Consider the following 22,654-nt stretch of genomic DNA (forward strand, 5'->3'; position numbering starts at 1 on the left):
TGCCAGCTCGACATCACCGGTCTCGAGGCGGGCGTCAGCGGAAGCCTGTCGCTGTCCGGCCCGAGTGCCAGTGGTTCGCTGAGCCTTCCGGTCGCACCGGGTGAGGTCAAGTTCGCCAAGATCCGGACCAAGGAAGACCTGAAGCCGGGCGTGTCGGCGATCCAGTACCGCGATCAGCAGATCGAGGTCCAGGGTTGCGGCGGGTACGCGCAGGCGCGTGCATACACCGTGGTCGAGGTTCCGGGGAACCACTACGTCAAGACCACCCTCTACGGGCAGCCGTTCAGCATCGGCTGATTGCTCGTAAGCAGATCCCACTTCACGCCTTCTCGCGTCAGCGACATTCACCCTAGAGGGGAACAATGAACAGCAAGACCCTGCGCCACGGCGCCAAGGCTGCCGGCGTGGTCGCCGCGGCCACCGTCGCGATCGGCCTTCTCTCCACCGGTGCGGCCAACGCCGACACCTTCGTTCCGTTGCAGGACGGAAACATCACCCAGACGCTGCTCGACGGCACCGTGGTGACCGTCCGTCAGACCGGCAACTCGGCGAACATCAGCCCGTCGATGGGTTCGACCCCGCTGCACCGCAACGTGTGGGCGTCGGGCACCATCGATGTCTCCATCGACGGCGGCACGGCCAAGGGCGGCACCATCGACGCCGGCTACATCGTTGCCTGCCAGCTCGACTTCGGCGGCGAGGCCGGCGGCGAGGTTGCCAGCGACGACAAAACGAATACCTGGGACTACCTGGCTAACGGCGGAACTCCTGTCGTCGACCAGGGTGGAACGAATGTCGGAGGGGGTCTCTCGATCGCTCCCGGCGAGGCGAAGAACGTGCCGATCCTCGACGTCGAGTACACCGACGACTACGGCGCCGAGGCTCACAAGAGCAGCTTCAAGTTCACCGGTAAGAGCGGCGGCTTCACGTACTCGGACGAGACGTTCGGTGTCTCCGGTTGCGCCGGCTACGCGCAGGCCCGCTCCTACGCCAAGGTCACCGTCTCGACCGACTCGGTCGACGGCACCGTCACCCTGTGGGGACAGCCCTTCAGCCTCGGCTGACGCGTGATGCCGAAAAAAAATTGAACAATGTAGTACCTCGAGGTTGGGGGCGTACGGCACTTCCGTACGCCCCCAACCTCGCTCTATGCGCTGTTATGCATGTCACAGTTAGGACACGGGGGCTGGGGCGGACGCAGATTCGGACACGTAGCTATAACATTTGGACGTTGTTTCAGCTAACTTTATCCCGTCAAGAGGTAAAGACTGCCTAACCGAACGCCGGGTAGGTGGTACCTGATGAGGGGAAAGAATGAGCGAGATCCGTAAGTCAGGCCTGCGCCATGGGGTCCGCGTTGCCGGCCTCGGTGCCGCCGCGGCCGTTGCACTCGGCCTGATGTCCACCGGTGCGGCGAATGCCGACACCTTCGTGCCGCTGCCGGGTGGCGAAAAGGTCGTCAACGCCGGAAGCGTCACGGCCAAGATCGCCCGCAACGCGGAGAGCGCTCTGGTTTCGCCGTCGCTGGCCGCCAATGGCGCGGGCCGCGTCGCGTGGGTTTCGGGCGATGCGTTCGCCGAGCTCGGCGGCGAGATCCCGGAGGAAGGCGCGACGCTGACCACCGGTTACATCGTGGGTTGCCAGCTCGACATCACCGGTCTCGAGGCGGGCGTCAGCGGAAGCCTGTCGCTGTCCGGCCCGAGTGCCAGTGGTTCGCTGAGCCTTCCGGTCGCTCCGGGTGAGGTCAAGTTCGCCAAGATCAAGTCGAAGACGGACCTGAAGCCGGGTGTCTCGGCGATCCAGTACCGCGATCAGCAGATCGAGGTCCAGGGTTGCGGCGGGTACGCGCAGGCTCGCGCGTACACGGTCCTCGAAATTCCGGGGAACCACTACGTCAAGTCGACCCTCTACGGGCAGCCGTTCAGCATCGGCTGATCACCACGCTGCCGAACTACCAACTTTTCGAGCCTTGTGGGCGGCCACTGTGTGCCCACTGTAAGAAACCCTAGAGGGGAACAATGAACAGCAAGACACTGCGCCACGGCGCCAAGGCTGCCGGCGTGGTCGCCGCGGCCACCGTCGCGATCGGCCTTCTCTCCACCGGTGCGGCCAACGCCGACACCTTCGTTCCGTTGCAGGACGGAGCCATCACCCAGACGCTGCTCGACGGCACCGTGGTGACGGTCAAGCAGACCGCCAACTCTGCCAATATCAGCCCGTCGATGGGTTCGACCCCGCTGCACCGCAACGTGTGGGCGTCGGGCACGATCGATGTCTCCATCGACGGCGGCACGGCCAAGGGCGGCACCATCGACGCCGGTTACGTCGTGGCCTGCCAGCTCGACTTCGGTGGGAAGGTCTCGGGCGGTGCTGCTTCGAATGACCAGATCAATACCTGGGAGTACGTCCAGGAAAATGGCCTCGCCGTGAGTGAGTCCGGTACCAAGGTCGGAAGTGGCCTGTCCATCGCTCCCGGCGAGGCGAAGAACGTGCCGATCCTCGACATCGAGTACACCGACGACTACGGCGCCGAGGCTCACAAGAGCAGCTTCAAGTTCACCGGCAAGAGCGGCGGCATCACGTACTCGGACGAGACGTTCGGTGTTTCCGGTTGCGCCGGCTACGCGCAGGCTCGCTCCTACGCGAAGGTCACCGTCTCGACCGACTCGGTCGACGGCACCGTCACCCTGTGGGGACAGCCCTTCAGCCTCGGCTGATAATTCGATCCACTCATGACTCCGGGCCCGTGCGCGCAGCTGCTGCACGGGCCCGGAGTCGTCGGAAGCTATTCGCGGGTCTGTTCGAGGTTCGCGGCCTTGTCCGCGGTCATCGCGTGCGCTCCGTCGGGACTCGCTGTCGCGCCGTTGGTTTCGAGGCTCGATTCGAGGATGTCGCGGATCTGGATCAGCAGGTCGGCCTCGCTGGCCTTCTTGTCTGCGGGCTCGGTGATGAACCGCTTCTTCGCGGCGTTGGCCGGGACGATCAGAATGAAGTACACGACCGCGGCGATGATCACGAAGTTGATCACGGCCGTGATGACGGCGCCGATGTTGATGAAGGTGGCCGGGTTGTCGGAGAGGATCTGGTAACCCCAGCCCAGATCGTTGGCGCCGCCCGCAACGGCGATCAACGGATTGATCACGTTGTTGGTGAACGCTGTGACGATGGCGGTGAACGCGGCTCCGACTACGACCGCGACGGCGAGGTCGAGGACATTCCCCCGGAGCAGGAAGTCCTTGAATCCCTTGAGCATGTCGACGTCTCCTCGAGTGGGTGGCAAGTCATCCAGCACTAGTCGGAGAAAAGCCTAGATCAGCGCGGCTCCCCGTGACGGATCACTGAAAGGTCACGGTGATCGCGCTCGTGAGGGATGCCGCGGCCACCGTCGTGGCCTCGGATGCAGGCAGGGCCAGCATCACTACGCGTTCGCGCTGGTCACGTCCGTTCTCGGACGGTGTCACCAACACCACGACGGCGCGGGACGCCAGCACGGTGGCGCTGGAGCGCCGGTCCTGATTCGCTGGTGTGTCGGGATCGACCGTGAGCACGTCGACGCGATCGCCCTCACGCAGAAGTTCCGTGACAGCGGGGTCGGCGAGCCGGACGGGGACGATCCGGGCGTCGTCCATGCCGGCTGCGGCTGCGGCGAGACGGGGTCCCAGTACCCGGACGTCGGTGAGGGCTTCTCCGGCGCGGGTCGGTCCGGCGAGGGTGCGCCCGTCGACGTCCGCCAGTGCGGTGACGGCACCGTCGGGCAGCGTCCCGGCCTCGAATTCCACCAGTTCCACGTCGGCGTCCGTGAGAACGATGCCCGGTTGTAGATCCCGGGCGGCCACCACGACCGCGGAGCGGGCGGAATCGGGGTCCCCACGGGCGAGGAGGGCCAATGCGAGGCAGACCAGCGCGGCGGCCAGGACGCGTCGGGCGACGAGGGTGCGGGCCCAACCGGGGTGGGCGAGATCCGACAGCCGGTCGGCCCACGACGGGCTCAGGCTTCGGTGTGCTCGGTTCGACCGGCGACGACCGGTCGGGACAGGGTCGAACGACATGGTTCGACGCTAGGAGACCGGCGGGCCCGTGGGAACGCCGAAAGGGCCCGCCTGTGGATGGACGAGAAGTTGTGGATAACTCGCGGAGACGCGAGAACTAGCTGGCAGCAGCCTTGGCCGGTGCGGCGGTCGCGGTGCTCGACGAGCTGGGCGAGGCCGTCGACGAACTTTCCGACTTCGCGGCGGGAGCAGAGTCTGTCTTGGCCGGCTCGCTGGCCGCGCCGGACGTGCCGCGGCTGTCGGTGCGGTAGAAACCACTGCCCTTGAAGACGATGCCGACGGAGTTGAACAGTTTGCGAAGCTTGCCCGAGCATGCGGGGCAGACGGTCAGGGAGTCATCACTGAACGACTGGACGATGTCGAAACGGTTGTCGCATGCCGTGCACGCATATGAATAAGTGGGCACCGGGGTTCCTCCGCACTGTGTAGTCAAACCGCAGGTTTTAGCACTCTACAGTCGACAGTGCCAACAACGCTAATCAGAGAACTATTCCGGGCCGGATACGTTCTCAGTCTTCGCCGAGCGGGACGAAGCCCGATCCGGGGGTGAGTGCCCAACCCATACGTACGTCATGGGGATCCTCGGGCAGCTCGGACACCAGTTCCTCGTCGCGGACCACCGTGATCAGTCGCGCGTCGGCGGCGGCGAGCCCGAGAGTCCGGTCGTAGAAGCCCGCGCCGCGGCCGAGTCGCACGCCCCTCCGGTCGACGGCGAGGGCGGGCACGAAAATGGTCCCGGCCGAACGGATCTCGTCGGGCTCCCACACCGGGCCGGTCGGCTCGCGCAGGCCGTAACTCGCGTCGGCGAGACCGTCCGCGCCTGTGAACTCGGACCAGTGGAGCGGGCCCGGATCGCGGGTGACGGGCACGAGGACGCGTCCGGCGACCTGCCGGAGGGCATCGAGAAAGTCCAGTGACCCCGGCTCGAGCGCGGTGGGAACGTAGGCGCAGACGGTGGATCCGCCGGCGATTCCCTGTGTGACGAGTGCGACAAGCGCCCGGTCCTCGGCGGTGCGGAGTTCGGGGGTCAGCGCGCGCCGCCCGGAGAGCACCAGTTGCCGCCACTCGTCCTTCGTTCGTGCGTGCATGCCCCAACCTTAGAGCCGGCCGGCGAGCGCCCCCGACGGGTTCCGGGAGGTTACTGACAGGATCTTGGTGACTGTCGAGTAGGTCCGCACAGTTATGGTGTGGGCATGACAGACGCCGCACCGCACACCGCCAGCGCCTTTCGCACGGCTGTCGTGCCCGCAGCGGGAATGGGTACGCGATTCCTCCCCGCGACCAAGACCGTGCCGAAAGAGCTGCTCCCGGTCGTGGATACCCCGGGTATCGAACTCGTGGCCGGAGAGGCCGCCGATTCCGGTGCCGGCCGGCTCGTAATCGTGACGTCGCCGGGCAAGGACGGAGTGGTCGCCCACTTCGTCGAGGATCTCGTTCTCGAGAGCAAGCTCGAGGCCAGCGGCAAATATCACCTGCTCGAGAAGGTGCGGAAGGCTCCCGGCCTGCTCGAGGTGGAGTCCGTCGTCCAGGACGAGCCCCTCGGCCTGGGCCACGCGGTCGGCTGCGCGGAGTCGGTCCTCGACGACGACGAGGACGCCATCGCCGTGCTCCTCCCGGACGACCTGGTGATGCCGCGCGGAGTGCTCGAGACGATGTCGCGGGTTCGCCGCAAGCGCGGGGGCACCGTCCTCTGCGCCATCGACGTCCCCAAGGATCAGGTGAGCTCCTACGGCGTCTTCGAGGTCGAGACGGTTCCCGACGCCACCAACCCCGACGTCCTCAAGGTCATCGGCATGGTCGAGAAACCGGCCATCGAGGATGCGCCGTCCACGTTCGCCGCCGCAGGTCGCTACCTCCTCGACCGCGCGATCTTCGATGCGCTGCGGCGGATCGAACCCGGCGCCGGCGGGGAGCTCCAGCTCACCGACGCCATCGCCCTCCTCATCAAGGAAGGCCATCCCGTTCACGTCGTCGTGCACCGAGGCACGAGACACGATCTCGGAAATCCCGGCGGCTACCTCCGTGCTGCGGTTGACTTTGCGTTGGACATGGAGGAGTACGGCCCGTCGTTGCGCGAATGGCTGATCGACCGATTGAAGCGGACGGATTCCTAGAAGCTAGGGAGGCAAGAACTTGCGGTCGGTCGAGGAGCAACAGACGATCGTGACCGCGGCCGCAGTGGCGCCGCGGCCGGTCCGTGTGGCGATCTCCGAAGCCCAGGGGCTGCTGTGTGCCGAAGAGGTGGTCACCGAGCGTCCGCTTCCCGGTTTCGACCAGGCCGCGATCGACGGCTATGCCGTCCGTAGCGTCGACGTCCAGGCCGCCGGAACCGACATCCGGGACGACGACGGTGCGCCCGTCGAACTGTCGCTACCCGTGGTCGGTGAGGTCACGGCCGGTTCGCGGCAGCCGATCCGGCTGCAGCCGCGTCAGGCCGTCAAGGTCGACACGGGTGCACCGCTCCCGACGCTCGCCGACGCCGTCCTTCCGCTCGACCGCACGGACGGCGGCCGGGCCCGCGTCAAGATCTACAAACCGGTCCGCTCCGGCGACTACGTGCGCCGGGCCGGCGACGACGTGCAGCCCGGCGACGTCGCGGTCCGTGCAGGCACCATCATCGGAGCCGCGCAGGTGGGGTTGCTGGCGGCGGTGGGCCGCGACAAGGTGCTCGTGCACCCCCGTCCCCGGCTGTCCGTCATCTCGGTCGGCGGCGAACTCGTCGACGTCGACCGGACCCCCGGTCCCGGCCAGGTCTACGACGTCAACTCCTACGCGCTGGCCGCGGCCGCCCGCGACGCAGGCGCCGACGTCAACCGGGTCGGTATCGCGAACGCCGACGCCCGTCGCCTGCGCGAGGTGGTGGAGGGTCAGCTGATCCGTTCCGAGATCGTCGTCATCGCGGGTGCCGTCGGTGGCGGCGCCTCCGAGGACGTGCGGGACGCACTTGCCGACCTCGGCAACCTCGAGGTCGACCGGGTCGCGATGCATCCGGGATCGGTCCAGGGTTTCGGTCAGCTGGGCCGGGACGAGGTCCCGACGTTCCTGCTCCCGTCCAACCCGGTGAGCGCCCTCGTGGTGTTCGAGGTGATGGTGCGCCCACTGATCCGCATCGCGCTGGGGCGCAGGCAGCCGATGCGACGCGTCGTCACCGCCCGCACCGTCGCACCGATCACGTCCATCGAGCACCGCAAGGGTTTTCTCCGCGGTCAACTCATGCGCGACGAGGCCACGGGGGAGTACCTCGTCCAAGCTCTCGGCGGGGCGCCGGGCGCGTCCTCGCACCTGCTTGCGACGTTGGCCGAGGCCAACTGCCTGGTCCTCATCGACCCCGAGATCACCGAGGTCCGGACCGGTGACCAGGTGGACGTGGCCTTCCTGGCGCAGCGGGGCTGATGGCACCGCGACAGTGTGAGACGGGATGACACAGCATCCGGGTTGGCCGCCGCATCTCGGGCCCCTGCGCGTGAAGGGTGGCGTCGTCACCGTGCGCGCCATCAGGCTGCGTGACGCGTCGGCGTGGAGCCGTCTGCGCACCCGCGACCGCGCGCACCTCGAACCGTGGGAACCGACCGGGGAGGCGCCCTGGGAAGCGCGCCACCATATTTCGGGATGGCCCGGACTGTGCAGCAGTTTGCGTTCGGAGGCCAGGAAGGGCCGCATGCTGCCGATGGCCATCGAACTCGACGGCAATTTCTGCGGCCAGATCACGATCGGCAACGTGGTGCGGGGTGCACTGCGCTCCGCCTGGATCGGGTACTGGGTGGCCAGCGACGTCAACGGGCTCGGGGTGGCCACCGGCGCGCTCGCGCTGGGGCTCGATCATGCCTTCGGACCCGTGGGGTTGCACCGCGTGGAGGCCACCGTGCGTCCGGAGAACCTGGCGAGCCAGGCGGTGCTGCGCAACGTCGGCTTCCGCGAGGAGGGTCTCCTCAAGCGCTACCTGGACGTCGACGGGCAGTGGCGCGACCACATTCTGGTCGGCATGACCGTCGAGGACGTGCCCGGCACGGTGGCGGATTCGCTCGTGCGGAGTGGCAAAGCCACTTGGGGCTGACCGCCGAAGCGGACATGGACAAACGTCCAGCTATGCGGCAGTTATCTCACGGTATCAAAGCTTCCTGACCGGGGCTCCGCTTTCGGCGAGTCTTTGCCGGATCGTTCCCTCTGCCCTTTCGGGGCATGTCGAGCACCACATTTTCGCGTTACGCATGTGACACCTGAGTATGGTGAGATCGGCGCGTCTGCGAAGATGTGCGTGTTCATGCGGTTAGCCTGGGTGGGTCAACAGCGGTATCCATGCTGGTAGACGATTGGGAGGAGGTCGCCGTATGCCGAACTCGTTTCTCTGGATCGGGCTCGTCGTCGTGTGGCTCTTCGTCCTGGTCCCGATGCTGGTGAACAACCGCCCCCGGATTCGGCAAACCAGTGACGCAGCACTCGCGACGCGCGTGCTGCACCGCGGTGACGAACGTCCCGTGCAGCGTGGACCCGCGGCTGGACACCGCAGCGACCCGTACTGGCAACCGGAACCGGACCACTACGGCTACGACGCGGAGGACCTTGTGGACACTCACGCAGAGGAAGACGAGTTCGACGGTGAGCGGGCACCGGTCGGTGAGTACGTACCGGTGCGCCGGGGGCGTGGCGGCTTCGATCCGGAGGCCGACGCGATCGCGCGCGAGGCCCGGTATGCATTTCGTCAGCGGTCGGTTCTCGGCCTGGTGTTCGCCATGATCATGTCGGCGGCCCTCGGGCTGATCATCTCCCCACTGATGTGGTGGGCGTTCGCGGCCGGTGTGGTGGGCCTGTTCGGCTATTTGGCGTATCTGCGCCGGCAGGTTCAGATCGAGCAGGAGATCCGTCGCCGGCGGACCGCGCGTCTCAACCGGTCGCGGTTGGGTGTCGAGTCCCGCAGCGACGAGGAACTCCGTCTCATCCCGGCCCGATTGCGGCGTCCGGGCGCCGTCGTCCTCGAAGTGGACGACGAGGACCCCGAATTCGACCATCTCGAACACTTCGACGACGCGCCGATGCAGCAGGCCACGATGCGCCGGGCTGCCGGTGAGTAGCCGGGCGAATCGGGCCGAAAGCCACGTCGGTGTAGGCGATTCGCTCCCGCCGCGGGTGGCCTGCTAGAGTTTGCCGAGCGGATCGCAGGATCCGCACGGGGCTGTGGCGCAGTTGGTAGCGCGCTTCGTTCGCATCGAAGAGGTCAGGGGTTCGATTCCCCTCAGCTCCACCACAGAAGAGGCACTCACTCCATCCGGAGAGGGTGCCTCTTCTGCATTCCGGCCCAGGTGAGCGCCGCCGTCAGGGGTGCGAGAGCGGGGCGCCGCGCGAATGCTCGACTCTTGGATTTGCCAAAAGGTAACTGAATGCTGTGTACTGTCCGTAGGTCATCAAGGGGTCGATCGCACGGGGTGGAAATACATGCAGGCAATGGACAAGATCTCGAAGTTTCTGGAGCCGGCGACGGTGGTCGCGACCATCACCGCGACGATGTTGCTGGTGAACGTCCTGTGAACTCCGGCCGACCAACCGACGTCGCGAGGGCCGCGTCGGAGACGCCGACCTTCCGCTGACCGATCAGCACCTCCAGGCCACTACGCCGAACCCGTAGGGGTTCTCGGAAGCTGCTCGAGTCCCACCTGGCTCGGGCACCGCTGGTGGTGCCGGTTCCCCGACACCGGCACCACCAGCACCTCCACTCGATTCGCTCGATACCATGACAGCGGCGACGTCGCCGTCGACGTGGTGTCGTGTCGTGAATACGAGGGGGGTGCACAGTGAGCGCGCGTCGTGTTGTTCGAAGGCTGACCATGGTCGGACTGGCGCTGGCCTTCTTGTCCGGGCTCGGCTGGGTCACCGTCTCGGTGTTCCCGTCCGACGCCTCCGCCGACCCCCAGTACCACGACTGCGCCAGTAGTCGTTGCGACGACGGTTCCTCGGAGTCTCCCGGCGGCGGAACGCCTCGGCATCCTCATCCGCCGTGTGAGAGTCGTCGCGGCTGCGGCGGAGAGCCCAGCGAGACACGGGAACCGAGCGAGACACGGGAACCCAGCGAGACCGGGAAGCCCAGCGAGACCACGGAACCGTCCGAGACCACGCAACCGTCCGAGACCGCCGAACCGACGGAGACGCCGACACCTTCGACATCACGGGTCGTGGTCGCTCCGCCCCGTCCGATCACGTTGCCGCCGGTGGGCGAACCGAACATCGCGCGCCCGGACACGTCGGGGGACGACGACTCCGGAAACGATTCGGGGTCCGATGCTGCTGAAGCCGCCCCGGGCTCCGAGGATCCTGCCGCACCCCCGGCGTCCGGGGGAGCGCCGGCCGGAGGTTCCGGTTCCGGAGCCGCCGCGGCAGCCCCGGGGGTGAGTGGTCCCGCGGATTCCGCACCTCAGGATCGGCCTGCCGGGGAGACCCCGAGCGGCGACGGACCGTCGCCCGCTGCGGGGGCACCGGCCCAGGACGATCCGGCCGCCGCGCCGCCGGGAATGGTTCCTGTGGTCCACAGTGAGCCGTTGCCTGCGATCACCGTTCTCGGTGGGGTCGGCGTGTTGTTGTGCTGCGCCGGCGGGGCGGGTGCGCTGACCTTCAAGGGTGCTCGCGCACAACAGGCGCGCATCGCGGCCGCGCGGGCGGAATTCTTCCCGCCCGCTTCGAGTGGAGGGATGTAGTCGTGGGGGCGAACAGATCTCATCGTCGGGTCGCGGCGGCCGTGGATGCGGTGTGTGACGCGGCGGCCCGGGCCGAAGCCGTGTCACTCCGGCACGTGGTGGACGCGGTGGCCCGCGAACGGCAGCGTCCCATCGAACTCGATTTCACGAAGCCGATGGCGCCCGGTGTGTGCGGCCAGAGGCGCGCGTACCCGGACCGGGACGTGATCGTGCTGGCGCCGGGCCTGCCCGACCTCGACCGCACGCTTGCGCATGAGCTGGGTCACATCGTGTTTCGACACGAAGGAGCCGAGATCGTCGCCGCGACGCTCGAAGCCGGTGACGATCTGATCGCCTACATGCTCAGCCAGCGGTCGCGACGGCGGGGAGACGAGCAGCCGTCCGACGAGGTGGCCGAGTGGGAGGCCGAAACGTTCGCGTCGATGCTGCTCATCCGGTTGAACACGATGCAGGGCCGCGGAACTCCCGTGTCCGTGCTCCGCTACGACGAGGCGATCGGCTGATGGGCTGGCTGGTTGCGCTCGTCGTCTGGACTGCCGCGGGTGCCCGGATCGGCCGGGTCGCCGCGCGTCAGCCGACGCCGCTGCGCGTCGCGATGGTGGTGGCCGTCTCCAGCGCGGCCCTCGCGTCCACGTTGGCCGTACCGGATGTCGCCGGGCGCCTCGACACCGTGGCCCCGGCTGTCGGGCTGTCGGAGATCATCCTCGAACTGGCGTGGACGCTGTTCGCCGCCGCGAGCGCGGTCGGCGCGATCTCCGTGTGGCCGATACTCCCGCGTCCTGCGCTGCGTGCCGTCGCCGTGGTCGTCTACACCGTGGCCATCGTGCTCGGAATCGGGCTTGCCGGTGGATATCCCGTTCCTGCGCTGGTGTTCATCGTGATCGCGCTGACCGCGGTGGTCGTGACCGGGGTCCGGCACGTCGCGTGGACACCGCTCGGCCGCGGAATCTCACTGATCGTGGTCGGATCGGCGATCGTCCTGGCTGCGGTGGCCGTCGGACTGGTGCGTGAGGTGTCGGGCGAGACGTGGGCCGTCGGCTCCTCGCCGGCGTACACCGTCGCGGCCGTGATCGTCTCGGTCGGCACCGTCTGGGTGCTCGTCGAAACCTGGTTCCGCGCCCGGCAGGACCTGCGCCGCACGGACACACTGCATTCGGTGCTCGTTTCACGGTTCCCCGAAGTGGTCGAGGGCGACGGCAAGGGGAGCACGACCGTCCTCCGCGCCTCCGACGCCGTCGCACACGTCATGGATGCGCTGTACCTACAGGCGGGCGCGGGCATGCTCGACACGGAGGAACAGGAGCTTCCGGAATCGGCCGCCGAACGCGCCCGGATTCTCGCCCGCTGGATCGACGACCCGGTCGCCTCGGACGTCCTCGACACCGAGTGGATCGCGCCGCCCCAGGGTATGTCGCCGCGCCGTTGGGTGCTCGATCTGGCGGACGCGTACGCCGACTTCCGGAACTCGGCCCCGGTGCCTGCGAAGGCGGACGCCGTCGAATCCGCTGCGGAATAGTCTTCAGCCGCCGGTCAGTCCGGCGAACCGGTGACGAGCCACCCGCAGGGCGAGGCGAGGTCTTCGGCCTCCGGCGGTCCCATGGATCCCGCGGGATACGGCTTGGCCGGGGGAGGGTCACGCAGCAGTGCGTCGGCGACGGTCCAGACGTGCGCCAAGCCGTCGGGGCGCGTGAACAGTGACCGGTCGCCGTGCAGGACGTCGAGGATGAGCCGCGAATACGGTGCGAGGGCGTGGGCGAGCGGCACCGTGTCGAGGGGCAGACCCAGGTGGCCCACCGTCAGGCTGTCGTCGGGTCCGGGTTCCTTGACCACCATGGAGATGTCGATCTCGCCGTCCCCGGACAGATCGAACGTCAGGACGGCGCCGTCCGGCGGAATGTCCGTGAGCGGGCCACGGGGACTTCGGAAGACGAGGCTGACCCGTTGCCGGCTGACACCCAGCATCTTTCCGGTCCGGAGGAGGAACGGCACCCCACGCCAGCGGTCCGTGTCGACCCACAGCCGTGCGGCGACGAACGTCTCCGTCGTCGAATCGTCCGCGACACCGTCGACGTCGCGGTACCCCTCGTACTGGCCGAGCACCACGTCGGCCGTGTCGAGGGGACGGAACGCCCCGATCACGGATTCACGGGCGGATTGGAGATCGTCGGCGCCCAACGTTTCCGGCGGCTCCATCGCGATCTCGGCGGCGACCTGGAACAGGTGCGTCACCAGCATGTCCAGGACAGCTCCGGTGGCATCGTAGAACCGGGCGCGGTCGTCGATGTCGAGCGTCTCGGGCACGTCGATCTGCACCTGCTCGACGTGTTCCCGGTTCCAGACGCCCTCGATCAGCCCGTTGGCGAAGCGCAGGATGTGCAGATTCTGGGTGCTCTCCTTGCCGAGGAAATGATCGATTCGATAGATCTGCTTCTCGTCGAGGACATGGTGCACGGCTTCGTCGAGCTCGGCGAACGCCTCCTGGGACGTCCCGAACGGCTTCTCGTACACGACACGTGCGCCACGGGCCAGGTCGTGAGCGCCGAGCGCGCGGGTGGTCTCGGCGAACGTGCTGGGTGGCAGGGCCAGGTAGTGCACCAGCTGTGCGTCTGCCGCGTCGAGATCTTCCCGCGCCTGCCGAACGGCCGCGGGGAGCGTTCCCGGGTTGTCCGGGGTGAAACCGCCGCCGGCGAATCTCAGCCGCCGGGCGAACGTCTCCCAGTCGGTGTCGTCGTGCGGCACTCCGAACTGGTTCACGACGTCGCGCACGTGGTCGCGGAACTGATCGTCGGATACGTTGCCCCGGCCGGTGCCGATCAGGATCCACTCGGAGTTCAGGAGCCCTGATCGAGCGAGCTGGAAGAACGCGGGGAGGACCATGCGTTTGGACAGGTCCCCGGTGGCACCGAAGAGGACGAAGATCGTGGGACCGAGCTGCGGTCTGTCAACCATTGCTCCATCATGCGCCACGTGGGCACACCGGGCAGGGCATTCCGGCGGTGTCGTCGGGTGCGCCCGGTGACTTCTACCCGGACGTCGGGTGCGACCTGCGGCGAACTCGTTGCCGCCCAACGACTCCGGTGGTCAGCGGGACGCGTCCGGTGGGACCTCCGGCAACCCCTCGCTGGCGCGGAGTTTCTCGGCCATCACGGTGAGCAGATTCTGCGACTCTTCGGAGAGGTCGAACGCGCGGCTGGAGAGCTTGCGTAGTCCGTATCCCTGGAGTTGCGAGAGAAGCGCGAGATCGTGGTCGATCTTCGCGGCGTAGATGTCGTTGAAGAAATAGTCGGGCTTCACCTTGAAGAAGCGGGCAAATGCCGCGACCGTCTCGTCGGAGGGGTTGGTGCGTTGTCCCGACCGGAGCTGGGAGATGTAGGGCTTCGAGATCTGATGTCCGTCTGCGATGAGTGCCGCCGCGACCTCGGCGTTGGTATGCGGTTTACGTCCCGGAGGGTGGACCGTGTCGAAGAGCTTGTTCAACCGCGCAGCAAAATCTGCCATTGTGAGCCGCCGGGTCCTCTCTCGTGCGGGCGTCAGTCGTGTGAACGACACCGTACCATGATGATAACCGATTGATAACTCACAGACGTAGAGGCAAAACGTCGTCCGCCGACTCCGTGCTTATCTCATATATGTTTCAACGATCGCCTGTTCGTCGCTCGCTGATCGCCGACATTTCGGGCGCCCTCTGTGCTTGTCACGCACGTTCTACCGTTGAAAGTTCAAGAGAGGCGCGGACGTGGGCTGAAGGGAGCGCGCCGGGCTGGTTGCGGTTGCCGAGCCGATTGCGTGGTTGCTCTTTCAATCACTGAGAGTTAGCTGGCAACGTCGCAGGGGTGTGCGCCGTGAGGCCGTGGCGCCTATAGTCCCAGTTCAGCGCCATTGTGTTGCGTTGCGCATCGCAACGTGGCGAGGTCGCTCGCGGCCCGCGGGGCCTCGTGAACACTACTGTGAAGTAGTGGCATCCGCACGGGCGCCGGGCCGCGCGCCCCCGATCCGCGTCACGGCCGCCGCGTGCCCTTCACGAGTCCGCCCCGCCTGGTTGGACGAGTGTCCAGCTCAGCCGGGGTTTTGCCGCTCCGGGGCGCCCCCCCGAGTCTGGCCAAATCTGAAGCCGTCGGGGATGATTGTGATATGGAACACAGAATGAGTGACGCCGAGCTTCGGAAGGCGATTCGAGTTCTGCGCGAGCGCGCCGACGACGCCCGGCACCGAGGAAACGACGACGACGCCAACGGAATCGAGAGGACGATTCGTACCTATCAGGAAGAAATGACCCAGCGGTTGTGAACCGTCACGGACCGGCCCGGGGAGGGCCGGTCCGCGTTTTTCCTCGGGAAAGGCACCCCTGCAGTTGCGTGCGCGCAATCAGATTGCGTGCGTAGACTTCCAGCCGACACGGATCGGTGACGACGGGGGCGCGCACGGCTATGGCGATCAAGACGCTGGACGGCAAGAAGTGCCTGATCACGGGTGCAGGTAGCGGGATCGGGCAGGCGACCGCCCTGGCGGCCGCGGCGGAGGGCGCCGAACTCTTCCTCACCGACATCAACGAGGTCGGCCTGGCACAGACGGTCGAACAAGTCGGCAGCCGCGGGGGCACCGTCAGTTTCTCGCGTGCCCTCGACGTGTCCGACTACGACGCCGTCGCCGCATTCGCCGCCGATGTCCACGATCAGTTCGGCAGCCTCGACGTCGTCATGAACGTCGCCGGCATCTCCGCGTGGGGGACGGTCGAGAATCTCGAACACCGCCATTGGAAGTCCATGGTGGACGTCAATCTGATGGGCCCGATCCACATCATCGAGAGTTTCCTGCCCCCGATGGTGCGGGCGGGACGCGGCGGTCACCTGGTCAACGTCTCTTCCGCCGCCGGTCTGCTGGCGTTGCCGTGGCATGCGGCCTACAGCGCAAGCAAATTCGGGCTTCGCGGCGTGTCCGAGGTTCTGCGGTTCGATCTCAAACGGCACGGCATCGGCGTGAGCCTCGTGGTTCCCGGCGCGGTCAAGACGCCGCTGGTGGGCACGGTCGAGATCGCCGGGGTCGATCGCGACGACCCGCGCATCCAGAAGGCCATCCACCGCTTCGAGAAGCGGGCCGTCACGCCCGAGAAGGTCGCGTCCTGCATCATCGCCGGCATCAAGAAGGACCGGTACCTGGTGTACACGTCGCCGGACATCCGGTTCGGCTACTGGTGGGCCCGCAAGTTCTCGCCGCCGTACGACTTCGTGATGCAGAGGGCCAACGACCAGTTCAGCAAGTTCCTGTAGGAGCTAGAACTCTCCGCCCCGACCGGGGGCGCTCGGGGCCAGCACCGTCCCGTCGGTGAATCGGACGCCGTCGGTGCACCGGCACTCGACCTGCCCGCCGCCGAACTGCTCGGCGTGGAGCCGCGCGTACAACCCTTGCCGTGCAAGGAGTTCGGTGTGCGTTCCGCGTTCGATCAGCGTTCCCTCGTCGATCACGAAGATCACGTCGGCGTGCTGAATGGTGGACAGCCGGTGGGCGATCGCGAGGGTGGTGCGTCCGCGCATCACCTCACCGAGTGCCCGCTGGACGAGTCGCTCGGAAACCGTGTCGAGTGCGGACGTCGCCTCGTCGAGGATCAAGACACGGGGGTTCTTCAGCAGCACCCGCGCGATGGCCAATCGCTGTTTCTCGCCACCGGACAGGCGGAATCCTCGTTCGCCCACCAGAGTGTCGTATCCGTCGTCGAATCCGAGGATGCGGTCGTGAATGTTGGCGGCCGCCGCGGCGGCCTGCAGTTCGGCATCGGTCGCGTCCGGTTTGGCGTATCGAAGGTTGTCGGCGATCGAGGCGTGGAACAGATACGGGTCCTGGGTAACCATTCCGACCGCCTCGGCGAGCGAGCTCATGGTCAGGTCGCGCACGTCGTAGCCGTCGACCCGGACGGCGCCACTGTCGACCTCGTACAGGCGCGGCACGAGGTAGCAGAGCGTGGTCTTGCCTGCGCCGGACGGACCGACGAAGGCGGCGAGCTGACCCGGCTCGATCTCCAGGGACGTGCCCGCGACCGCCCAGCGCCGGCTGCGACGTTCCGCCGGTTCGGTGTCGGGCGCCGCCGCGGCCGGGAAGCGCGGCGCGACGGTCGCGACGCCGCGCATGCCGCCTCCGCCGCCGCGACCCAGACCGCGCAGCGCCACCGGGTCGGGGTCTGCGGTGGCCAGCCGGACGGGCGCGGGATACGCGAAGTACACGTCGTCCAACTCCACCCGGCCGGGGGAGTCCGTAGGCAACTCGACGGCGTCCGGGCGGTTCACGATCGCGGGCTGCAGGTCGAGGTACTCGAAGATGCGGCGGAACAACGCCATCGACGTCTGGACGTCGAGGGTCACCCGCATCAGCGAGACCAACGGTTGCAGCAGCCTGGCCTGCAGGGTCGAGAACGCGACGAGTGTGCCCGCCGAGAGCGCCGCGGAACCGCCGCTGACGAGATACCCCGCCAGCAGGTAGACGAGTGCGGGAGTGATCGCCATGAACGAGCTGACGACGGCGAAGAAGCCCTGACCCGTCATGGCCTGCCGCACCTGCAATTCGGTCTGCCGCGCGTTCTCGGTGCGATACCGGTCGAGTTCGGTGTCGGCCTGGTTGAACACCTTCGTCAGCAGAACACCCGAGACGCTCAGCGCCTCCTCGGTGATTGCGGTCATGTCCGACAACGACTCCTGCGTCTTGCGCGCCAGAACCCGTCGCCGGGCGCCGACCCGTCGCTGCAGGTAGACGAAGCCGGGGAGCAGTGCGACCGCAAGAAGCGTCAGCTGCCACGACAGCAGCAGCATCGCGATGAGGGACGCGGTCACGGTCACGACGTTCGACAGGATGCTCGACGCCGTGGACGTGAGGACCGACCGCACCCCACCGACGTCGTTGGCCAGACGCGATTGGATCGAGCCGGTCTTGGTCGACGTGAAGAACGCCAGTTCCATCTTTTCGAGGTGGGCGAACAGACGCTCCCGCAGATCCGCCATCGACAGGTTGCCGACCTTGGTGGTGAGGTAGCTCTGGCCGACGCCGATCAGCGAACCCGTGAGCGTCACCGCGATCATGGCCACGACCAGCCACAGCAGCAGTGTCAGATGGACACCGCTGCCGTCGGTGGGAAACAGTGCGCGGTCGAACACCGCCTTCGTGAGGAAGGGATTCACGATGCCCAGCAGTGAGGACACGACGATGGCGGCCGCGACGAGCACCAGCCACCCGCGGTAGGGATGCAGGAGCGCCCAGATGCGGGGGAGCAGCGAAGGCTCGGCGGGTGCCTCCGAGGCCTGCTGTGTGGATGTGGGACCGGTCGCGGGCATCTCCCCATCGTGCCCATCCGCCGCGGTCCTGGCGAGCCGATTCGACGCGGCCCGCCGTGCTGCTCCGGTCCGGTGGTTACGGTAGGTCCCCGTGCTCGGGGATGCCGAGTTCGCCTCGCACCGCGGCGAGGAAATCTTCCTGGGCGCTCATCCCGGCCTGGAAGTGATCGGCGAACTGTTGTTGGCGGGTGGACAGGGCGTCCGCAGACACGGCGTCATCCGTCGCGAAGTCGTTGCTCAGCCAGCCGACCGTCTCGGATCCGGCCAGGTATTCGACCACCATGCGCCGTGCCGATTCCACCACCGGTTCGGATCCGATCAGCTCCACCGCCGTGAACTTCGAGCCGAGGACGACGTTCTGTTGCGGCAGCGGGCGGAGGACTTCGGCGAGCACGGTCAGGAGGTAGGGTCCGTCGAAGTGGTCGAATGCCACCGAGACGGAACCCGACGTGATGCTCACCTCGTTGGCCGCGGTCAGGAGCTCCGAGTAGATCTGCTGCCGCTGCGTCCGCCGAAACTCGTTCGAGGATTGGTTCACCGTCGCCTCCACCTGATTCGAGGTGTTCAGCAAGGTAAACACCCCTCCGCACACGGAGCCGATCATGGTGCCGGCAACGGCCATCGAGGCCACGAGCATACTGAGCCGAAACTCGTGGCGCCGCACGTCCGTTCGATCGGGAGGCTTGACGCCGTCACGCTCGCTCATCGTCCTGCTCCCTTCGACGCATCACCGGTTCACCCCGACTGTCCCGTACGGCCGGCGACCCGTCGCGCGTAGTCGACTACTCGGTTGCGACACCCCGTCGCGAGCGCTGAACCGGGCCACTGCGTTGGTGAGCTTCGATCGAGGTTCTCTACATCCTTCGGGAACGTTGTTCGAAGAGGTTTCAGCGATGCCCGGCGTGCAGGCAGTCCTCGAACAGGGTGCGCACTTCGTCGACGTGCCGGTCGAGATCCGCGAGGTTCCAGCCCTCGGTCGGCACAGGTGCGAGGACGTCGACATCGACGGTGCCGGGGTGCGCGACGAGCGAGTTCCGCCACATCCGTTCGCCCGCGTTGTGGATGACGATCGGCACGATCGGCACGCCCGCCTGCATCGCCAGATGGAATCCGCCCTTCTTGAACTTGCCGAGACGCGGAGTCGGCGATCGGGTGCCCTCGGGGGCGATCGCGATGGAGATGCCGGACTGCAGTTTCTCCACGGCCGGGCGGAGCGCAGCCCTCGCCTTCGTGCTGTCCGCCCTGTCGATGTACGCGACGTCGAGCAGCGCCCCCACGGGAATGAACCGGGGATCGCGCGCGGCCTCCTTCTTCGCGACGCCGGTGACGTCGCGCCGGATGACGCTGCCGATCACCAGCATGTCGAGCGAACTCTGGTGATTGAACATGAAGACCGCGGGCCTGGCCGACCAGGCGTTCTCCTTGCCCTTGATGCGCACGTTGATCCCACAGATCGCGAGCGCGAGATCCGGGCCGAAGCTGCCGACCAGGTTGGCGCCCGTCTGCCGGTTCTGGGTGAGCAGGCCGGCGGAGACACCGAACGCGGCCGCCCCCATCAGAGCGCCGATCGCGGTGGTGGTGCGGGCGATGGACATCGGGTCGGCGCCGCTCTCCGGAGGTCGCAGATTCACCGACGGCCACCCGTTCTGCCGCGCGGTCGCCGCCAGTTTGCGGTCGGGGTTCAGCGCCACGGGATGTCCCACCGACTTCAGCATCGGAACATCTTCTGCGCCGTTGGAGTACGCGAAGCTGTCACCCAGATCCGCTCCGTGCTTGTCGGCGTACTCGCGCAGGGCCTCGGCCTTGGCCGGACCCCACAGCGGCGGCGATTCGAGCTTCCCGGTGAGCATTCCGTCCAGAACCGCGGGCCGGGTGCACAGCACGTCCTCGGCGTCGATGTCGAGGTCCGCGGCCACCGACAGTGCCTGATAGGGGGTGGCGGAGGTGGCCATCACCACCCGGTGACCGGCGTGCCGGTGCGCGGCGAGCAGTCCGCGGACCTCCGAGAAGATCATCCTCGCGATCTCCTGGCGGAACAGCCGCTGCCCCCACTCCTGCATCTCGTCCTCCATGCGCCCGGCCAGGCTCTGCACTCCGATGCGCATCAGGTTGCCGATATCGGCACCCCGGAAGCGGGTCTCCACCGCGGCGCCAGTGGTGCGCAGAAGCTCGGCCACGCTGATGTCGAAGCGACGCAGGCGATCCCGATAGACGACGCTCGCGGAGTACCCGCTGATCAAGGTGCCGTCCAGGTCGAACGCGGCGAGGGTGCCCGGGCCGGGAACGGCGGCCGCGATGTCGTCGTGGAGACTGCGGAGATCGCTCATCTACTCACCTACCACCCATCTGGCCGAGATTCTCGTGCGCGATCGCTCGGATGCGCAGCACCTGATCGATCAGGGTCTGGAGTTCGGCGTCGAACTCGACCCGCCGGGCCGCCATGTTCTCGGCATTCGGTTCGACCAGGCCACGGTTTCGCGCCAGCTTGAGCGCGGTCGTGAACAGTTCGGCCGAAATCGACTCGCTGCTCCCGATCTGCTGCCGGAGACGCCGCTGCTCGGCGAGCGCGAGGCACGACGTCATGAAGGCCTTCTCGTCGAACTTCCGGTCCACCGGAGTCCGGAGTAACTGGCCCGCGACCACGGCGTACGCCTCCAGGAACGGTTGCAGAACCCGGTGCGCCAGATGAATCCGCATCCCGGACAACAGGTTCGCTGCATGCTGCGGATCGCCCAGGTTCGACTCCCACGCCGGGTCGATCAGATCCAGTTCGGCCCGCAGTTCCTTCCGGAAGCTGTCTTTCTCGCTGAAGAAGAATTCGAACTTGAGGAGATCGCGAATGCGCAGCGCCAGATCCCATCCGTCGTTCAGCGGGTCGGTGAACTTCTGGTCGACCGCCGCCCGCAGCACCATTTCCGCGATCGCCCGCATCACCAGGAAATGAATGGTGTTGTTGCGGTAGAACGCTGCCACGAGATGCTGATCCCGTCCGAGGTAGAACACCCGTTCGCTGCCCTGATCGAAACTCCGCAGCACCCCGGAATCGAGATGGGTCCGCACGGCCTTGCGGATCACCTGCGGATCGGTCAGGTCCACATCGCCCGCGGTCGGCAACGCGCGCGCCGTGATGTAGTCCACCAGTGGTCCGAGAATGGCACCGACCTCGGCGACGGTGAGCGCCCGGTCCTCGATGCCGAGGAACGCGAGCATGACGAGCGACGACGCCGTGACGGGCGTGACCTCGTTGATGCGGTGACACACCTCGAACGCCGTCTTCTGTACCGCCAGCCGCAGGTCGTCCTCCTGGCCGAGGTAGTCCGCCAGTGACATCGGCCTGCCGACGTTGACGTGCGCGACACCGTGCCGTTGACCCTGTGCCCGAACGTATCCGAAGAGCCACCGCAGACTCTCCTTGCTCTTCGCCTGGCCGTGCGCCTCCGCCGCCATCGCTCCGACCTCGTACAGCTGGTCGTAGGTCAGTGACACCGGGACGAGGTACACGTCGGACATGCCACTGTCCTGGAAGGCCTTCGCGAGGTAGTTGAGCAGACCGAACCGCGGTGGCCGCAACTTCCCGGTGCGGCTGCGCCCGCCCTCGATGTACCACTCGAGGTTGAACCGTTTCGTGAGGAGATAGCGCATGTACTCGCGGAGCGTCCACTTGTAGATCTCGTCGCCCTCGATCTTCCGGCGGATGAACACGGTGCCGCTGCGCTTGCCGATCGGTCCGATCGGCCAGAAGTTGATGTTCAGACCGCCCATCACGTGATTGAGCGGAAGGTCGTTCGCCAGCAGCGCCGGCCGCAGCACCAGCGGGTCGAGGTACGAGCGGTGGCTCGGCAGGAACACCAGGGAATGCTCCTTGTTCAACTCCCGCAGTTCGTCGAGCCGGGTGGTGTCGACGTCGAGACGGTAGGCGCGGGAGAAGTAGCGGCCCAACTGGTCCCACAGCGCGATGGCGCGCCTGCTCTGCGCGGCGACCATCTCGTCCAGTGCCCCACGGGCCCGGCGATCCACCTCGGCGACGGGGACGTTCAACTTCGCGGACAGCTCCCGGGTGCCGTCGTGGTATCGGCTGGCGTCGGTGATCTCGTCGACGACGAACCTCGACACCTTGTACTGCGTGCCCAGCAGGGTGCGCTCGGCCCGCTCGAGGGTCAGCGCGGCCTGGCGGCGAATGAAGTCCGGAAGCGACCCGCCGCCGTTCTCCGCGAGCCGGCGTTCGAGGTCGCTGAGCGGGGCCGGGTCGCCTTCCAGGACCTGGCACCGGGCCGGGTCGTCGCGCATCACCCGGCGCTGCATGTTCTGGCCGGGGTGCAGCGGATCCCGCAGCGACAGCGTCTCCCGGAATCGTTGCGCGCCGTCCGGATGGGTCTCCTTCGGCAGCCACACCACCCGGAGCGGGGTGAGCAGCGGATCATCCTTCCGGCGCACGAGATCGGCGAGGGCCTGGTCGGTGACGCGGACCGTCGGCGGCGGCTGACCGGAGTCGTTCGCCTGCCGCTCCAGCCACGTGCGGAGAACGTCGTCCTCCATGTCGCTCATCGTCTCGATGAGGTAGACCCGTGGCCGTGTCGTGTGCTCGTCCATCGCGCCAGCCTTTCCT

23 protein-coding genes and 1 tRNA gene are annotated in these 22,654 nt (G+C 67.1%); 14 read left to right on the forward strand and 10 right to left on the reverse strand.

Annotated elements, in window-relative coordinates; all coding sequences use genetic code 11:
* From ACNJ7E_RS42135 to ACNJ7E_RS42150, 4 genes are all read left to right on the forward strand, one after another.
* Positions 1–297, forward strand: a 297-nt coding sequence (locus ACNJ7E_RS42135) for an MspA family porin (protein WP_418342569.1), incomplete at its 5' end; no start/stop codon positions are given.
* A 65-nt stretch (positions 298–362) separates the two neighbouring features.
* Positions 363–1,064, forward strand: coding sequence for an MspA family porin (locus tag ACNJ7E_RS42140; RefSeq protein WP_418342570.1), 702 nt, complete (start codon positions 363–365; stop codon positions 1,062–1,064).
* A gap of 250 nt (positions 1,065–1,314) precedes the next feature.
* The gene (locus tag ACNJ7E_RS42145; protein WP_418342571.1) at positions 1,315–1,935 is read left to right on the forward strand and encodes an MspA family porin; all 621 of its coding nucleotides are present in this window, start codon (positions 1,315–1,317) and stop codon (positions 1,933–1,935) included.
* 83 nt (positions 1,936–2,018) lie between these two features.
* On the forward strand, positions 2,019–2,717 hold the full coding sequence (locus tag ACNJ7E_RS42150) for an MspA family porin (protein ID WP_418342572.1): 699 nt from the start codon (positions 2,019–2,021) through the stop codon (positions 2,715–2,717).
* 68 nt (positions 2,718–2,785) lie between these two features.
* Here the strand turns inward: ACNJ7E_RS42150 and mscL are convergent, their stop codons facing one another.
* The 4 genes from mscL to ACNJ7E_RS42170 all read right to left on the reverse strand — a co-directional run bounded on the left by mscL (position 2,786) and on the right by ACNJ7E_RS42170 (position 5,137).
* Positions 2,786–3,253, reverse strand: a complete 468-nt coding sequence (gene mscL, locus ACNJ7E_RS42155) for a large conductance mechanosensitive channel protein MscL (RefSeq protein WP_009478887.1) — start codon at positions 3,251–3,253, stop codon at positions 2,786–2,788.
* Positions 3,254–3,335: 82 nt separating this feature from the next.
* The gene (locus tag ACNJ7E_RS42160; RefSeq protein WP_418342573.1) at positions 3,336–4,049 is read right to left on the reverse strand and encodes an SAF domain-containing protein; all 714 of its coding nucleotides are present in this window, start codon (positions 4,047–4,049) and stop codon (positions 3,336–3,338) included.
* Positions 4,050–4,146: 97 nt separating this feature from the next.
* Positions 4,147–4,455 (reverse strand): FmdB family zinc ribbon protein, encoded by a 309-nt coding sequence (locus ACNJ7E_RS42165; protein WP_280785097.1) that lies wholly within the window; start codon positions 4,453–4,455, stop codon positions 4,147–4,149.
* Between the two features lie 103 nt (positions 4,456–4,558).
* Positions 4,559–5,137 carry a 5-formyltetrahydrofolate cyclo-ligase gene (locus tag ACNJ7E_RS42170; RefSeq protein WP_418342574.1) on the reverse strand — a complete coding sequence of 193 codons (579 nt, stop codon included), beginning with the start codon at positions 5,135–5,137 and terminating at the stop codon, positions 4,559–4,561.
* A 105-nt stretch (positions 5,138–5,242) separates the two neighbouring features.
* Between ACNJ7E_RS42170 and ACNJ7E_RS42175 the strand changes: the two genes are divergently transcribed.
* The 8 genes from ACNJ7E_RS42175 (at position 5,243) to ACNJ7E_RS42210 (ending at position 12,248) form a co-directional block, all read left to right on the forward strand.
* On the forward strand, positions 5,243–6,163 hold the full coding sequence (locus ACNJ7E_RS42175) for a UTP--glucose-1-phosphate uridylyltransferase (RefSeq protein ID WP_418342575.1): 921 nt from the start codon (positions 5,243–5,245) through the stop codon (positions 6,161–6,163).
* Positions 6,164–6,182: 19 nt separating this feature from the next.
* A complete protein-coding gene (glp, locus tag ACNJ7E_RS42180) occupies positions 6,183–7,442 on the forward strand; it encodes a molybdotransferase-like divisome protein Glp (RefSeq protein ID WP_005238688.1) in 1,260 nt (419 codons plus the stop codon).
* 25 nt (positions 7,443–7,467) lie between these two features.
* Complete coding sequence (locus ACNJ7E_RS42185; RefSeq protein WP_011597779.1) at positions 7,468–8,103, forward strand: GNAT family N-acetyltransferase; 636 nt, start codon at positions 7,468–7,470, stop codon at positions 8,101–8,103.
* A 274-nt stretch (positions 8,104–8,377) separates the two neighbouring features.
* Entirely contained in the window at positions 8,378–9,118 is a 741-nt protein-coding gene (sepX, locus tag ACNJ7E_RS42190) for a divisome protein SepX/GlpR (RefSeq protein WP_418342576.1), read from the forward strand.
* Positions 9,119–9,215: 97 nt separating this feature from the next.
* Positions 9,216–9,291: transfer RNA gene (locus tag ACNJ7E_RS42195), tRNA-Ala, on the forward strand.
* 544 nt (positions 9,292–9,835) lie between these two features.
* Positions 9,836–10,732, forward strand: coding sequence for a cell surface protein (locus ACNJ7E_RS42200; RefSeq protein ID WP_418342577.1), 897 nt, complete (start codon positions 9,836–9,838; stop codon positions 10,730–10,732).
* Between the two features lie 2 nt (positions 10,733–10,734).
* Positions 10,735–11,235 (forward strand): ImmA/IrrE family metallo-endopeptidase, encoded by a 501-nt coding sequence (locus ACNJ7E_RS42205; RefSeq protein ID WP_011597782.1) that lies wholly within the window; start codon positions 10,735–10,737, stop codon positions 11,233–11,235.
* On the forward strand, positions 11,235–12,248 hold the full coding sequence (locus ACNJ7E_RS42210) for a hypothetical protein (RefSeq protein WP_418342578.1): 1,014 nt from the start codon (positions 11,235–11,237) through the stop codon (positions 12,246–12,248). The genes ACNJ7E_RS42205 and ACNJ7E_RS42210 overlap by 1 nt, the downstream gene beginning before the upstream one ends.
* 14 nt (positions 12,249–12,262) lie before the next feature.
* Here ACNJ7E_RS42210 and ACNJ7E_RS42215 read toward each other — a convergent pair whose 3' ends face one another.
* Together ACNJ7E_RS42215 and ACNJ7E_RS42220 are read right to left on the reverse strand one after the other, a co-directional pair.
* Positions 12,263–13,681 carry a glucose-6-phosphate dehydrogenase gene (locus ACNJ7E_RS42215; RefSeq protein ID WP_418342579.1) on the reverse strand — a complete coding sequence of 473 codons (1,419 nt, stop codon included), beginning with the start codon at positions 13,679–13,681 and terminating at the stop codon, positions 12,263–12,265.
* 132 nt (positions 13,682–13,813) lie between these two features.
* Complete coding sequence (locus ACNJ7E_RS42220; protein WP_418342580.1) at positions 13,814–14,230, reverse strand: helix-turn-helix domain-containing protein; 417 nt, start codon at positions 14,228–14,230, stop codon at positions 13,814–13,816.
* A 645-nt stretch (positions 14,231–14,875) separates the two neighbouring features.
* Here ACNJ7E_RS42220 and ACNJ7E_RS42225 point away from each other — a divergent pair.
* Positions 14,876–15,019: a hypothetical protein gene (locus ACNJ7E_RS42225; RefSeq protein WP_005561362.1), complete on the forward strand. Its 144-nt coding sequence runs from the start codon at positions 14,876–14,878 to the stop codon at positions 15,017–15,019.
* A gap of 140 nt (positions 15,020–15,159) precedes the next feature.
* Positions 15,160–15,999, forward strand: a complete 840-nt coding sequence (locus ACNJ7E_RS42230) for an SDR family oxidoreductase (protein ID WP_005255390.1) — start codon at positions 15,160–15,162, stop codon at positions 15,997–15,999.
* Between the two features lie 3 nt (positions 16,000–16,002).
* Here ACNJ7E_RS42230 and ACNJ7E_RS42235 read toward each other — a convergent pair whose 3' ends face one another.
* The 4 genes from ACNJ7E_RS42235 to ACNJ7E_RS42250 all read right to left on the reverse strand — a co-directional run bounded on the left by ACNJ7E_RS42235 (position 16,003) and on the right by ACNJ7E_RS42250 (position 22,638).
* Entirely contained in the window at positions 16,003–18,048 is a 2,046-nt protein-coding gene (locus ACNJ7E_RS42235) for an ABC transporter ATP-binding protein (protein WP_418342581.1), read from the reverse strand.
* A 76-nt stretch (positions 18,049–18,124) separates the two neighbouring features.
* Positions 18,125–18,754 (reverse strand): hypothetical protein, encoded by a 630-nt coding sequence (locus ACNJ7E_RS42240; protein WP_418342582.1) that lies wholly within the window; start codon positions 18,752–18,754, stop codon positions 18,125–18,127.
* A gap of 181 nt (positions 18,755–18,935) precedes the next feature.
* Positions 18,936–20,375 (reverse strand): HAD-IB family hydrolase, encoded by a 1,440-nt coding sequence (locus tag ACNJ7E_RS42245; protein WP_280785088.1) that lies wholly within the window; start codon positions 20,373–20,375, stop codon positions 18,936–18,938.
* 4 nt (positions 20,376–20,379) lie between these two features.
* The gene (locus ACNJ7E_RS42250; protein WP_005255406.1) at positions 20,380–22,638 is read right to left on the reverse strand and encodes a glycerol-3-phosphate 1-O-acyltransferase; all 2,259 of its coding nucleotides are present in this window, start codon (positions 22,636–22,638) and stop codon (positions 20,380–20,382) included.
* Positions 22,639–22,654 lie beyond the last annotated feature (16 nt).

Source organism: Rhodococcus mengyinensis (genome assembly GCF_048381435.1).
Lineage (GTDB): Bacteria > Actinomycetota > Actinomycetes > Mycobacteriales > Mycobacteriaceae > Rhodococcus_F > Rhodococcus_F opacus_D.